12 protein-coding genes are annotated in these 13,946 nt (G+C 30.8%); 8 read left to right on the forward strand and 4 right to left on the reverse strand.

Annotated elements, in window-relative coordinates:
• Positions 1 to 90: 90 nt before the first annotated feature.
• Positions 91 to 2,517 (reverse strand): phenylalanine--tRNA ligase subunit beta, encoded by a 2,427-nt coding sequence (gene pheT / locus DPIF8902391_RS04725; RefSeq protein ID WP_172505170.1) that lies wholly within the window; start codon positions 2,515 to 2,517, stop codon positions 91 to 93.
• Between the two features lie 186 nt (positions 2,518 to 2,703).
• Between pheT and DPIF8902391_RS04730 the strand changes: the two genes are divergently transcribed.
• The 3 genes from DPIF8902391_RS04730 (at position 2,704) to DPIF8902391_RS04740 (ending at position 5,822) form a co-directional block, all read left to right on the forward strand.
• Positions 2,704 to 4,845, forward strand: a complete 2,142-nt coding sequence (locus tag DPIF8902391_RS04730) for an endonuclease (protein ID WP_172505171.1) — start codon at positions 2,704 to 2,706, stop codon at positions 4,843 to 4,845.
• 94 nt (positions 4,846 to 4,939) lie between these two features.
• On the forward strand, positions 4,940 to 5,320 hold the full coding sequence (locus DPIF8902391_RS04735) for a hypothetical protein (RefSeq protein WP_058885055.1): 381 nt from the start codon (positions 4,940 to 4,942) through the stop codon (positions 5,318 to 5,320).
• 4 nt (positions 5,321 to 5,324) lie between these two features.
• Entirely contained in the window at positions 5,325 to 5,822 is a 498-nt protein-coding gene (locus DPIF8902391_RS04740; protein ID WP_058885056.1) for a hypothetical protein, read from the forward strand.
• A gap of 171 nt (positions 5,823 to 5,993) precedes the next feature.
• On the opposite strand, the gene DPIF8902391_RS04745 is transcribed toward DPIF8902391_RS04740, so the two are convergent.
• A complete protein-coding gene (locus DPIF8902391_RS04745) occupies positions 5,994 to 6,296 on the reverse strand; it encodes a hypothetical protein (RefSeq protein ID WP_058885057.1) in 303 nt (100 codons plus the stop codon).
• Positions 6,297 to 6,440: 144 nt separating this feature from the next.
• Here DPIF8902391_RS04745 and DPIF8902391_RS04750 point away from each other — a divergent pair, with 144 nt between their 5' ends.
• From DPIF8902391_RS04750 to DPIF8902391_RS04760, 3 genes are read left to right on the forward strand one after another with little or no spacing between them, the layout of a single operon-like run.
• Positions 6,441 to 7,067 (forward strand): NUDIX hydrolase, encoded by a 627-nt coding sequence (locus DPIF8902391_RS04750; protein ID WP_058885058.1) that lies wholly within the window; start codon positions 6,441 to 6,443, stop codon positions 7,065 to 7,067.
• Between the two features lie 54 nt (positions 7,068 to 7,121).
• Positions 7,122 to 7,961 carry a lysophospholipid acyltransferase family protein gene (locus DPIF8902391_RS04755; protein WP_172505172.1) on the forward strand — a complete coding sequence of 280 codons (840 nt, stop codon included), beginning with the start codon at positions 7,122 to 7,124 and terminating at the stop codon, positions 7,959 to 7,961.
• Between the two features lie 51 nt (positions 7,962 to 8,012).
• Positions 8,013 to 9,104: a M42 family metallopeptidase gene (locus DPIF8902391_RS04760; protein ID WP_058885060.1), complete on the forward strand. Its 1,092-nt coding sequence runs from the start codon at positions 8,013 to 8,015 to the stop codon at positions 9,102 to 9,104.
• A 319-nt stretch (positions 9,105 to 9,423) separates the two neighbouring features.
• Here the strand turns inward: DPIF8902391_RS04760 and DPIF8902391_RS04765 are convergent, their stop codons facing one another.
• Positions 9,424 to 10,065 (reverse strand): energy transducer TonB, encoded by a 642-nt coding sequence (locus DPIF8902391_RS04765; protein WP_172505173.1) that lies wholly within the window; start codon positions 10,063 to 10,065, stop codon positions 9,424 to 9,426.
• Between the two features lie 115 nt (positions 10,066 to 10,180).
• Positions 10,181 to 11,602 (reverse strand): ATP-dependent DNA helicase, encoded by a 1,422-nt coding sequence (locus tag DPIF8902391_RS04770; protein WP_172505174.1) that lies wholly within the window; start codon positions 11,600 to 11,602, stop codon positions 10,181 to 10,183.
• 102 nt (positions 11,603 to 11,704) lie between these two features.
• Between DPIF8902391_RS04770 and DPIF8902391_RS04775 the strand changes: the two genes are divergently transcribed.
• A complete protein-coding gene (locus DPIF8902391_RS04775) occupies positions 11,705 to 12,445 on the forward strand; it encodes a hypothetical protein (RefSeq protein WP_172505175.1) in 741 nt (246 codons plus the stop codon).
• 161 nt (positions 12,446 to 12,606) lie between these two features.
• Positions 12,607 to 13,164: an RsmD family RNA methyltransferase gene (locus DPIF8902391_RS04780; RefSeq protein ID WP_172505176.1), complete on the forward strand. Its 558-nt coding sequence runs from the start codon at positions 12,607 to 12,609 to the stop codon at positions 13,162 to 13,164.
• Positions 13,165 to 13,946 lie beyond the last annotated feature (782 nt).

Here is a 13,946-nt window from a genome sequence, read left to right on the forward strand (position 1 = left end):
TAAAGGTTGAAAAAAATCGTCTAAATTTTAGCCATATTTTTTTAAAAGAAGTCATAAAAAAAGCCCCAAATAAATGGAGCTTTTAAATTTTTATCTTAAAACAGCTTCTAAATTCTTTTCAAAAGTTGCTTGTAATTTTTGCATTATTTTATCAATCTGTTTGTCATCAAGTGTTTTATTTTCATCTTGTAAAACAAAACTCACAGCATATGATTTTTTACCATCAGGTAATTTATCACCCTGATATACATCAAATAAATCTACCTCTTTCAATAATTTCTTTTCTGATTGAAAAGCTAAATTATAAATTTCTTTAAAGGCTACTTTATCATCTAACAACAAAGCTAAATCACGCTTTACCGCTGGGAATTTTGTAAACTCAGCAATTTTAATTTTCTTATTTCCTACTAAGGTTAAAATATTTTGCCAGTTAAAATCGGCAAATAATACTTCTTGTTTAATAGAAAACTCTTTTAAAATACTTGTTTTTAAAACCCCAAATTCTACTAATTTAGTTTTCCCTAAACTCAATGCCAATCCTTCTGAAAAAATATCTGATTTTGCAGGCGATGTTTTTAAATTATCAAACCCTAACCTACTAAATAATGAGGTTATAATTCCTTTTAAATAAAAGAAATCTGCATTTTCAGAAGCTACTTTCCAGCTATCTTTTGTTCTGTTACCAGTAACAAGCAAGGTTAAATGCTTATCTTCTTGATATCCGCTTTCATATTTATGATAGGTTTTCCCAAATTCATAAAATTTCAACGCATTATTTTTTCTGTTGATATTATAAGAAACAGATTCTAAACCACTAAACAATAATGATTGACGCATCACTTTTAAATCGTTACTTAACGGATTTAAAATTTCAACATTTTGCGATTCATTTAAGGTTTCCGATAAATCTACATAGCTTGCCTTTGTTAAAGAGTTTGCCATTGTTTCGTTAAATCCTAAAGACGTTAACTGATTTGCAACAATATTTTCTACTTTAACATTTTTATCGCTATCAAAAGAAATAGAGGTATTTAATTTATGAGAAAACTCAATATTATTATACCCGTAAACTCTTAAAATTTCTTCAATAATATCAGCTTCACGCTGTACATCTACTCGGTACGAAGGAATTGTTAAACCTAAACCTCCTTCAGTTACACTATTTATTTTAATTTCTAAAGAAGCTAAAATATTTTTAATGGTTTCTTTCGGAATTTCCTGTCCTATTAACTTATAGGTATTTTCAAAAGATAAAAACACTTCAAAACCTTTTACTTTTTTTGGATATAGCGATAAAACATCCGAAGACATTTTTCCTCCCGCATATTCTTCAATTAATAAAGCCGCACGTTTTAAAGCATATTCTGTTAAATTGATGTCAATTCCTCGTTCAAAACGAAAAGAAGCATCGGTATTTAAAGCATGTCTTTTTGCTGTTTTACGAATAGATACCGGATTAAAATAAGCACTTTCTAAGAAAATACTCGTGGTATGTTCGGTAACACTTGATTTTGCACCGCCAAAAACACCTGCAATACACAATGGATTATCGTCGGCATCACAAATCATAATATCATCGGCAGACAATTCTCTTTCTACATCATCTAAGGTTTTAAATTTTGTTCCCTCTTCTAATGTTTTTACAACAACTTTATTTCCTCTAATTTTTTGAGCATCAAAAGCGTGTAAGGGTTGTCCTAATTCATGTAAAACATAGTTTGTAATATCAACAATGTTATTTTTAGGCGCAATTCCAATAGCTTTTAACCTGTTTTGAATCCACTCAGGAGAATCTTTTACCTCAACATCAGTAATGGTAATTCCGCAATAACGAGGCACAAGGTTTTTATCTTCAACCTCAATATCAACTTTAAGAGTACGTTCATCTACATGAAAATCAGAAACCGAAGGAGAAATTAATTCTAAATTTGTTCCTTGGTGCATTAATCCTGCACGTAAATCACGAGCGACACCAAAATGACTCATGGCATCGGCACGGTTTGGCGTTAAACCAATTTCAAAAACATAATCAGTTTCTATTTTAAAAACCTCAGCACATGGAGTTCCTGCAACTAAATTTGCATCTAACACCATAATTCCGTCATGACCTTTACCTAAGCCTAATTCGTCTTCAGCACAAATCATTCCGAAACTTTCTTCGCCTCTTATTTTACCTTTTTTAATTTTAAAGCTTTCACCGTTTTCATCATACAAAACAGTACCAACAGTAGCAACAGGCACTTTTTGCCCAGCAGCTACATTTGGCGCACCACAGACTATTTGAATCGGATTTCCGTCACCTAAATCGACAGTAGTTATTTTTAATTTATCAGCATTTGGATGCTTTTCACATGTTTTTACTTCACCAACTACAATGCCTTTTAAGCTTCCTTTGATGCTCTCTACAGTTGCAATTCCTTCTACTTCTAAACCTAAGTCAGTTAATAACTCTCCTGTTTTTTCAGCTTCCCAGTCCGTTTGTAAAAATTGGCGCAACCAATTGTATGATATCTTCATAATCAATCTCTAATTTGAACTGACAAATTTAAGTAAAATAAAGCAAAAAACTAGCCTTGTTTAGCCCTGCTTTTATCATAAAATATATCAAACTGATTTTTAATCGTTTGATAATGGATTTATCAATAAAAAGTTGTTTTTTTGCCGAAATTCATAATTAACAAACACAACACAAACACCATTTACATGAAAAAATTAATACCCTTCTTTTTACTGATGCTATCAGTTTCAGTATTTTCTCAAATTCCGTCTTATTATAGTGATATAGACTTAAGCCTAACAAATACGGCATTAAAAGATGCTTTAGCAACAAAAATAATTAGTACACAACAGGTTAATTTATCGTATAGCCCTGGCGTATGGAATGCTTTAAAGCAAGCAGATTTAGATGCTACAGATAATTCAAAAGTTGTTTTAATTTACGGATATGATAATAACGACGAAAATTATGTTACCGATATCACACGAAGTAAAGATGCAAATGGAGGTTTTGCAGGTACACAATGGAACAGAGAACATGTATATCCGAAGTCATTAGGAACGCCTAATTTAGGAACTTCTGGTTCAGGAGCCGATATTCATCATTTAAGACCTGCCGATATTTCTTTCAATTCGCAAAGAAGTAGTAAAAAATTTGTTGCAGGTTCAGGAAACGCAGGAAGTGTTTCTGGCGGATGGTATCCTGGTGATCAGTGGAAAGGAGATGTTGCTCGTATGATGATGTACATGTATCTTCGTTACGGAAATCAATGTTTACCTAGCAATGTTGCTATTGGGTCGGCTAATCCATTAGACTCTAATATGATTAATTTATTATTAGAATGGAATGTAGAAGACCCTGTTTCTGATTTTGAAAAACAACGAAACCCTATTATAGAATCAATACAAGGAAACAGAAATCCGTTTATTGACAATCCTGCTTTTGCAACCCAAATTTGGGGAGGACCTCAAGCTGAAAATTTATTTGGAAACACAAATAACGATAATAACGATTCAAATACAACAACAACAACAGATACTTCTTCCCAAGAAAATAATACCTCAACTACAGTTGCCGATTTATTTATTTCTGAATATATAGAAGGATCATCAAATAATAAAGCTTTAGAAATTTCAAATTTTACAGGAAACGCAATTAATTTAGAAGGATATTCATTAAAGAAAGCCTCTAACGGTGGCGGATGGACAAATACCTTAACATTAAGCGGTGTTTTAAATAATCAAAAAATGTATGTAATTGCGAATAGCAGTGCTACTTCAGCCTTAAAAAACAAGGCACAGTTATTAGATGCAAGTGTGTTATCGTTTAACGGAAATGATGCTATTGGTTTATTTAAAGAGAATGTTCTTATTGATGTTGTTGGAAACCCTAGTAGTTCAGCTGTTTTTGCTAAAGATAAAACCTTACAGCGAAAAGCTAGCATTAAACAAGCAAGTAGTATTTATGACGCTTCTCAGTGGAATATTCTTTCTAAAGATACTTTTGACGGTTTATCAAATCATGTTTTAGATGCTGATGCTCCTACCCCAAATATCGAAGAAGAAGTTAAAGAAGATATTAGAGAAGATATTAAAGAAGAAGTTGCTGTTACTTATTGCGTTTCAACAGGAAAAAATGCAAACTACGAATATATAGACAAGGTGGCTATCGGCGGAATTTATAACGCTACCAAGTCAAATGGTGGTTATGCTGATTTTACAGCACAAACAGCTAGTTTAAATTATGGAAATAATAAGCTTATTGTAAGTGCAGGTTTTTCAAGCGAAGCATACACTGAATTTTGGAAAGTTTGGATTGACTTTAATAAAAATGGTGTTTTTGAAAATGATGAACAAGTGGTTAGCGGATCATCATCGAGTGCGGGTAATTTATCTTCTAATATTTACGTACCTTCTTCTGTGCTAACAGGAAAAACAAGAATGCGTATTTCTATGAAATGGGATGCCAAAGCAACTGCTTGTGAAACTTTTTCTCATGGTGAAGTAGAAGATTATACCGTAAATATAGGACAAAGTCAGCGAAAAGAATTACATACTTCTAAAAATATTCTTACAGCAACAGACTTTACATCAGCTGAAAAACTAGGAAATGAAGCGGCTATTTTTAACGCTAATTTTTATCCAAACCCAGCAGTTGATTTTATCAATATTCAAGTTTTAGATAATAGAAATGCTCAATTTAGAATTATAAATATGAGCGGTCAAACGGTTTTAAAAGATAAAATAAACCATGATGCTATTAATGTTTCTAATTTAGACAAGGGTATCTATATTCTTGAAATTAATGATAATCAGAAAATTATCACTAAGAAATTTATTAAAAAATAAGGATTAATAGCACTATAAAAAGCGCATTAAATTCCCAATGATTGGGAATTTAATGCGCTTTTATGTATATTTGTATAAGCATATAACTGCATCTATGATAAAATTACCAAATACGATAGATAACATTCAAATAATACAGGGATTTCTGAAGGAGACTAAAAAAAGAATTTCTGAAGGAATAGATATAACTTTTACAAGAAAAGCAAGTTCTGAATTAGAAGAAATAATGCTTAATTACAATATTAATGAAAATGATATTGAGTATGCGATTCTAAACTTAACACCTCAAAATTATTACAGAGGAGTTGATCCTTCAGGAGGTGCTGATTTTAACGTTTGTGCTTTTCGTACGTTTATTGGAAATGAAAATATAGAAATTTATTTAAAGTACGGACTTGAAGTTACAGGGTTACAGATATTAATTTTTTCTAATCATACACCTGATTTTCCAATGAATCAACCGTTTAAAAATTAAAATTATGGAATCAAAAAAAATATTAACTAGAGACAATAAACTCACGGATGAATTACAAAGAACCGTAGAGAAAAAATTCAAAGGCTTTCAATTAATATACAAGGAAGTTTATTATCTTGATTATGATGTGAACGAAGATACGGGTATAATTGACAAGAAAAATAAAGTTGAATTTTACACCAAGAGTCAAATTAGTCGTAATATGAGAACACTAAAAAGTTCTTATCTTATTGCTAAAGGAGCCGCTGCACCAAGTGAAATTATTAGTTTTAGAGAAAAATATCATATTGCTGCATCCACATTAAGTATCATTTTAGGCTTTAGTAAAAATACAATTTCTAATATTGAAAATGATGGAGTAACCTCTTTAACAAGTGGAAGGTTAATTAAGATGAGTATTAATAATAAAGACATTATATCGTATTATATTCGAGTATGCGATTCTATTGATGCTCGAAAAAAGGAAGAACTTTCAAAAAAAATATTGGAATTTGGGATATAATAGTTGTATAAAATCGTTTCAAAACTCAAAACCGTCAATCGGAATTAATTTTAGGTTCACATTCTAATCACTTGAACTGACAGTTTATTTAATATTTAATAAAAAAAGGCAATCACATAAATGATTGCCTTTTTTAGTTTCTTTAAAATTTATAATTAAGTAAAATCAAGATTATTCAATTACTTTTTTTGATGGCGTTTTCTTTCCAAAATTAGTAAAAACATGGGTAAACAACCACATAATTGTAAAGGTCGGTACGATGTCTAAGCCTGGGATTGCTTCTTCAATAAAAGAAACCGCTGCCGCAATTTTACCCTTATTACCCTTATACATTTTGGTCATTAAATATGCCGATGCCGGTGCCCAAAACATATCGGATAATTCGCCTAAACCAGGGATTGCGTATGATAGTAATCCGATAGCATCAAAGAGTAAGCTTAGCGCTAATTTTGTATATTTATTTTGTGTATTCATTTTTAACTGTTTAACGAAAATTAAGATATATTCTTTACAAATCAAACTTCAAGCCAAATTAATTTATTTTTTTGCTTTATAAAGATGTATTTTTACTTTAATTACTCTTTTTCAATTCATTAAATTTTTTTTAAAACCCAAACAATGATTTTTTCTGATTTAACAAATAAAATAGCACAGTTACAAACCAAACCTTTAGGAGGACTAACATCTCAGTTAAAACTTGCACCAAAATTAAGAACACAATTTCCGCAAGAATTAATTGAAAGTAAAAACCCTAAAAAAGCTGCTGTTTTAGCCCTTTTTTATCCTGATGAAAATAATCAAACACGTTTTTTACTTACTTTAAGAGCTACCTATAAAGGCAAACATTCCGCTCAAGTTAGTTTTCCTGGTGGTAAAATAGCTAAAAAAGACAGCAATCTTAAACAAACTGCATTAAGAGAAACTTTTGAAGAGGTTGGAATTTTATCCGAAGAAATTAAAATTATTCGTCAAATTACAGACTCTTATATACCACCAAGTAATTTTTTAGTAACCCCATTTATAGGTGTTATTCAAAAAAAACCAGCCTTTAAACCAAATTACGAAGTAGCAACTACAATTGAAGTATTAATGAGCGACTTATTAAATGATGGTAATTTAACGACAAAAGAAATAGCAACATCCTATATGAAAAAAGAAGCTGTACCATGCTTTAAACTAAACAATTATAGTGTTTGGGGCGCAACGGCAATGATGTTATCGGAAATTAAAGATTTATTTAAATAGTATTTTTTCGATTTCTTTTGTAACTTAGCTATTACACTTAAAAACAAACTACAAATGCCTTTATTCAAAAGGAATCCTTTCGGACATCTATTGTTCCTGAAAAGGCTTCTTATTCAAGCACTTGGTATAATTTCTCATGGTAGATACCGAAAATTTAACCAACTACAAATCGAAGGGTCTGAAATTTTAAGAAACCTTCCAGACAAAAATGTATTATTTATTTCCAATCATCAAACTTATTTTGCCGACGTAGCCGCAATGTTTCATGTTTTTAATGCCGCTTTAAAAGGGCGTGATAACAATCTTAAAAACATCGGTTACTTATGGAGACCAAAATTAAACATCTATTATATTGCAGCTGGTGAAACAATGCGTGCCGGATTATTGCCTAAAATATTTGCTTATGCAGGTTCTATTTCGGTAGAAAGAACATGGCGAAGCAAAGGAAAAGATGTAAAAAGACAGGTAAAAATGTCGGATATTTCAAATATTAGCAAAGCCTTAGATGATGGCTGGGTTATTACCTTTCCTCAAGGAACAACAACACCTTTTAAACCTGTACGCCGTGGAACTGCTCATATTATAAAAACCTACAAACCTGTTGTAGTACCTATTGTTATTGACGGTTTTAGACGTTCTTTTGATAAAAAAGGACTGGTAATTAAAAAACGTAATGTTTTACAATCAATGGTTATTAAAGAACCTTTAGATATTGATTACGAAAACGAAGAAGTAGCAAGTATTATTGAAAAAATTGAATACGCTATAGAGCAACATCCTTCTTTTTTAAAGGTATTAACAGCTAAAGAATTAAAAGAGCAAGAAGAATTTGTTGAAAAACGTCGTTCATGGGTCGATGATGAAGCGAAAAATCAAAAAGACGAAGAAGAGTAAAAATCATCAAGAAAAAACATAACAAGCAAACAAACACTAAACTAATAAATTATGGCTAAAACTGAATCAATTTTAAACGAGAAATCAATCGATTTCTTAGCTAAATATTTAAATAACGCCGCTCCTACTGGTTACGAATGGGAAGGGCAGAAAATTTGGATGGACTATTTAAAGCCGTATGTTGATGAGTTTATTACCGATACTTACGGTTCTGCTGTAGGTATTATTAACCCTGATGCTAAATATAAGGTAGTTATTGAAGGGCATGCCGATGAAATTTCATGGTATGTAAACTATATTTCAGACGATGGATTAATTTATGTGGTTCGCAATGGTGGTTCTGACCATCAAATTGCACCGAGTAAAATTGTAAACATCCATACTGATAACGGAATTGTAAAAGGAGTTTTCGGATGGCCAGCGATTCATACTCGTAATAAAGCAAACGAAGAAGCGCCAAAACCTGATAATATTTTTATTGATACAGGATGCGCTACCAAAGAAGAAGTTGAAAAATTAGGCGTTCATGTTGGTTGTGTAATTACCTACCCAGATGAATTCCATATTTTAAACGGCGATAAATTTGTATGTCGTGCTTTAGACAACAGAATGGGTGGTTTTATGATTGCCGAAGTTGCTCGTTTATTAAAAGAGAACAAAAAAGAATTGCCTTTTGGTTTATACATAACCAATTCTGTTCAAGAAGAAATAGGTTTACGTGGTGCTGAAATGATTTCACACACCATAAAACCAAACGTAGCGATTGTTACCGATGTAACACACGATACAACTACCCCAATGATTGACAAAAAGAAAGAAGGTCTTTTAGAAATGGGGAAAGGTCCTGTAGTTGCCTACGCTCCTGCTGTGCAGCAAAAATTACGTGATTTAATTATTGATACTGCTAAAGAAAAAAACATTCCTTTTCAGCGTTCGGCATTATCAAGAGCCACCGGAACCGATACCGATGCTTTTGCTTATAGTAACGGAGGTGTTGCTTCGGCATTAATTTCTTTACCATTGCGTTATATGCACACAACCGTTGAAATGGTACATCGTGATGATGTTGAAAATGTAATTAAAATGATTTACGAAAGTTTATTAAAAATAGAATACGGCGAAGATTTTTCGTATTTTAAATAGATTTCACTGTAGTATCTCTTTTGATAAAATTGATAAAAACAAAAATCCCTCTAAAATTAATTTTTAGAGGGATTTTTTATAACTATCTAATTTAAGAACCTGTTTAAAAATTAAATAAACTGTCAGTTCGAGTGTTTTTTTTCTTCAAAAAAAATGTATCGAGAACTTTTTAAATATCAACAGAAAATAATTCAAATTCTCGATACAATTTTAATTTCTTCTTATCATTAAAATCACTCGAATTGACAAAATGCTGGCAAATCAGAATGCGATTTCTTATTTTTCTGTGCTGTTTTTTCAGATGAAATTTAAACAACCTCTAAAACTCCATTTGAAAATTATAGAAAACATTGACTTTCTTTTCGTGGTGTTTTCCAGGAGCAAACCTTGGAAGTAACGATATAATTCTAATTGCTTCTTGCTCTAAAATAAGACTGTTGCTATCACAACTTGCCTTTATAGCATTTACATCGCCATTAATATCAATAATAAAACTTACAGCTACAATTCCTTCTGCTCCATCAACATCCTTTAAATTATCATCAATATGACGGATTATTTTTTCATTAAAATCATCAAAAGCATCGGTATTTCTTTGTTTTGACTTAAATAAAGGCACTTGATCTACTTCAGTGAAAGAAATTGATTTGTCACTTGCAACTATCGAAGAAGCTAAAGAGGCTAACTCTTCTTTAATTTTCGTTACATTTTTAGTATTTGATGTACTATTTTTATCGCTTAAAATACTTTTTTTAGTGTAACTCTTTTTAGTAACTCTTGATTTTCTGGCTCTTTTAATAGATAAATGCCTCTTAAAACCCGATACGTTACATTTATTTTTTACCGATATCTGATTAACATCTTCAAGACCATCTTCTTGAGCAGAAAGACAAACTTTTTTATTTTGACTAAAATTTAATTGAAATGCTAAAAGGAATATTAGTAGTGTGAAATTTTTCATAAAAACAATAATAACTAGAAGCTCTTTCGTAAAAACTCCACTACTATGACACCACTTACTTCTATAAGTCACACATTTTCAGAATTTAAATGAAATAAATGTTATTAAACGGTTATTATAAAAAATAATCATCTTTAAAACCGATTAAATACAGCTTGTTTTGCGCTCTGGTAACTGCGGTATATAACCAGCGTAAATATTCAACACTTGGTCCTTCGGGTAAATACGGCTGTTCTATAAAAACCGTATTCCACTGCCCTCCTTGCGATTTATGACAGGTCATCGCATAAGAAAATTTTACTTGAAGCGCATTAAAATACTTATTCTTCTTTACCTCTAAAAACTGCTTGTATTTCGTTTGATCGGCAAAATCTTCTTTTACAGCTTCGTATAATTTATTTGATTCAGCATAAGTTAAAGATGGGTTTTCACTCGATAAGGTATCTAACAATAAAACAGTTTCAAAATTTGGAATATCAGGATAATCAATCATGCGAACCTCTACCTCAGCAAACTTAAAACCGTATAATTCTTTAATCGAATTGATACGCATTACCTCGCAAATATCACCGTTGGCTATAAAACCTGCCGATGACGATTCTTTTAGCCAGAAATAATTATTTTTAACAACCATTACATAATCGCCAGTAGAAATTTCATTTTCTTGCCCTCTAATTTCCCTTCTAATTTGATTATTATACTGATTCGCTCTTTTATTTGAACGTACAATAAAAGCGGTATCTTCTACCCCAACATCGCCATCATACGCCGATGTAATAGCATCTTGAATATCGTAACTATCCTCTAGTCGGATAATATCAGGATATTTAACATCAAACTGAAAATCGGAAGCACCATATTGTATTAACATACGCAAATCCGTGGCGTTTGCTAAAATTCCCGAATTTTGTTGCTGACGTACTACTTCATCTAATTCAATTTCAAAAACATTTTTATCGAAACTATAAGAAAGCTTATCGGCATCTAAAGCAGGGCTTAGTGTTAATTTTACGGGCGGTAATTGTGCGGTATCTCCTATAAAAACAAGCTTACAATTTTTCCCTGAATACACATAGCTAATTAAATCGTCTAATAAAGACCCATTTTCAAACATTTTTGAATTCTGCTGGGCATCAGAAATCATAGAAGCTTCATCAACTATAAATATGGTGTTGCTATGCTTATTGGGCTGTTTTACAAAACTCATTGCGCCAGCCCCTTGTTTTTTAGAAAAATATATTTTTTTATGTATGGTAAAAGCTTTCTTTTTAGAATAGCCAGAAATAACCTTAGCAGCACGCCCTGTAGGCGCTAACAAAACAGCTTTTTTATTGGCTTTTTCTAAATTATTAACTACTGAACTTATAATCGTTGTTTTACCTGTACCAGCATATCCTTTTAGTAAAAATAAGGCGTTATTATTGGTATCAAAAATAAAATCAGCTAGTTTATTGAGTAATAAATCTTGTTTTAGGGTTGGTTTATACGGGAAGCTTTTTATAACTTCTTCATAAAATTTAGATGCTAATGTTATCATATCTTAAATAATTAACAAAGATAATTCTATTTAATCGATAAATATTTTAATGATTGAAAAAAAAGTGTAGATTTGCTTATACTATATATAAAAACAAAAAAAATGAATTTATTATTAATGATTTTAGCAGCTACTGTAGTTGCAATTCTTTTAGCTTACATTATCGTTAAGTTTGTGCCCTTAAAAGTCAGATGGTTAGTGTCTATCTTATTATTAGTAGCAACTGTTTTCTTAGCATTTAAAATTTATTCAGGTATTATGGAGCCTATACATTTTGCTAAAGAAAAAGAAGTTCGATACGCTAAAGTTATTAGCAATTTAAAATTAATTCGTGATGCCGAAGTAAAATACAAGGAAGTTAACAGAACTTACACAAACAGTAAAGATTCTTTAATCAACTTTATCGAAAAAGGACAATTAGTTTTAACACAAACTACAAATGTTGAAGAAAAAGTAGATAGAGGTGGTGGAATTTTCGTTACTGTATCTAAAAAACAAGTTGATACTATTGGTTACGAAGCAGTATCTAAATATTTTGCTGGTAAAGACTATAAATCAATGTTTAAAGTTCCTGGAACCGACAAAGAATTTAAATTAGTAACAGGAAAAGTTGAAAAAGTTGCTGGTTTATTTGTACCTGTTTTTGAGGCGAAAATAGAAAAAGCAGTCGTTTTAAAAGGAATGAAAAAACATTTAATTAAACAAGAATTAGAAGCTAAAGAAACCGATCAAATTAAAGGTGAATTTGTTTCTGTAGGTTCATTAGATGACGTAACTACTGGTGGTAATTGGCCTCCGTCTTACGATAAAGCAGAAATTATGGCTGCTAACAAGAAAAAATAATCGAAAAATTCTTTTTTCCCTAATTTTTAAAATCCATCCAATTCATTTTGGATGGATTTTTTTATTTATGCGTTTATCAAACCTAAAAAGCGCTAATATATTTTACATTTGCATAATTATTGAAAACTATTAAATCATTTTAATTTTATCCTAGCATCCTAATGAGAATTATTTCAGGAAAATATAAAAGCAGACGACTTTCTGCCCCTAAAAAATTGCCCGTACGCCCTACAACCGATATGGCAAAAGAATCGTTATTTAATATTTTAAACAACGATTATTATTTTGATGGCATTGCCGTGTTAGATTTGTTTGCAGGAACAGGAAATATCAGTTACGAATTTGCCTCACGAGGAACTACAACTATTCATTCGGTTGATGCCCACTTCGGATGTATTAAATTCATCAATGAAACGGCTAAAGAACTTGATTTTGACATTAACACCTATAAAAGTGATGTGTACAAATTCTTAGAGAAAACAGGATTAAAATCGGATGTTATTTTTGCCGATCCTCCGTATGATTTTGACCAAGATAAATTTTTAAAAATCGCCAATTTGGTTTTTGAGCGTAATCTGTTAAACCAAGACGGAACGTTAATTATTGAGCATGACAAACACACCGATTTAACAAGCCATCCTAACCACCGTTACGACAAGCGTTATGGAGGAAATGTCTTTAGTTTTTTTAATTTCGATGAATCTTTTGATGATTTTTAAACATTGTCAATTCGAGTGATTTTAATGACTAAAAGAAATTAAAATAGTATCGAGAATTTGAATTGTTTTCTTTAGATATTTAAAAAGTTCTCGATACATTTTTTAAAGGAAAAAAACACTCGAACTGACAGTTATTTTTGATAATCCTTGTCAATTCGAGTGATTTTAATGACTAAAAGGAATTAAAATAGTATCGAGAATTTTAGTTTGATTGATTTTGATGCTAAAAAGTTCTCGATACATTTTTTTGAAAGAAAAAAACACTCGAACTGACAGTTCTTTTGATAATCCTTGTCAATTCGAGTGATTTTAATGACTAAAAGGAATTAAAATAGTATCGAGAATTTTAGTTTGATTGATTTTGATGCTAAAAAGTTCTCGATACATTTTTTTGAAAGAAAAAAAATACTCGAACTGACAGTTCTTTTGATAATCCTTGTCAATTCGAGTGATTTTAATGACTAAAAGGAATTAAAATAGTATCGAGAATTTGAATTATTTTCTTTGGATATTTAAAAAGTTCTCGATACATTTTTTTGAAAGAAAAAAACACTCGAACTGACAGTTATTTTTGATAATCCTTGTCAATTCGAGTGATTTTAATGACTAAAAGGAATTAAAATAGTATCGAGAATTTGAATTGTTTTCTTTGGATATTTAAAAAGTTCTCGATACATTTTTTTGAAAGAAAAAAACACTCGAACTGACAGTTATTTTTGATAATCCTTGTCAATTCGAGTGATTTTAATGACTAAAAGGAATTAAAATAGTATCGAGAATTT

This window comes from Tenacibaculum finnmarkense genomovar ulcerans (genome assembly GCF_900239495.1).
GTDB lineage: Bacteria > Bacteroidota > Bacteroidia > Flavobacteriales > Flavobacteriaceae > Polaribacter > Polaribacter ulcerans.

Excerpts from the sequence above, each read along its gene's own strand:
- DPIF8902391_RS04770 (WP_172505174.1), bottom strand. The coding sequence starts at position 11,602 with ATGATAACATTAGCATCTAAATTTTATGAAGAAGTTATAAAAAGCTTC.
- DPIF8902391_RS04745 (WP_058885057.1), bottom strand. The coding sequence starts at position 6,296 with ATGAATACACAAAATAAATATACAAAATTAGCGCTAAGCTTACTCTTT.
- DPIF8902391_RS04780 (WP_172505176.1), top strand. The coding sequence starts at position 12,607 with ATGAGAATTATTTCAGGAAAATATAAAAGCAGACGACTTTCTGCCCCT.
- DPIF8902391_RS04760 (WP_058885060.1), top strand. The coding sequence starts at position 8,013 with ATGGCTAAAACTGAATCAATTTTAAACGAGAAATCAATCGATTTCTTA.
- pheT (WP_172505170.1), bottom strand. The coding sequence starts at position 2,517 with ATGAAGATATCATACAATTGGTTGCGCCAATTTTTACAAACGGACTGG.
- DPIF8902391_RS04755 (WP_172505172.1), top strand. The coding sequence starts at position 7,122 with ATGCCTTTATTCAAAAGGAATCCTTTCGGACATCTATTGTTCCTGAAA.
- DPIF8902391_RS04775 (WP_172505175.1), top strand. The coding sequence starts at position 11,705 with ATGAATTTATTATTAATGATTTTAGCAGCTACTGTAGTTGCAATTCTT.
- DPIF8902391_RS04730 (WP_172505171.1), top strand. The coding sequence starts at position 2,704 with ATGAAAAAATTAATACCCTTCTTTTTACTGATGCTATCAGTTTCAGTA.
- DPIF8902391_RS04750 (WP_058885058.1), top strand. The coding sequence starts at position 6,441 with ATGATTTTTTCTGATTTAACAAATAAAATAGCACAGTTACAAACCAAA.
- DPIF8902391_RS04740 (WP_058885056.1), top strand. The coding sequence starts at position 5,325 with ATGGAATCAAAAAAAATATTAACTAGAGACAATAAACTCACGGATGAA.
- DPIF8902391_RS04765 (WP_172505173.1), bottom strand. The coding sequence starts at position 10,065 with ATGAAAAATTTCACACTACTAATATTCCTTTTAGCATTTCAATTAAAT.
- DPIF8902391_RS04735 (WP_058885055.1), top strand. The coding sequence starts at position 4,940 with ATGATAAAATTACCAAATACGATAGATAACATTCAAATAATACAGGGA.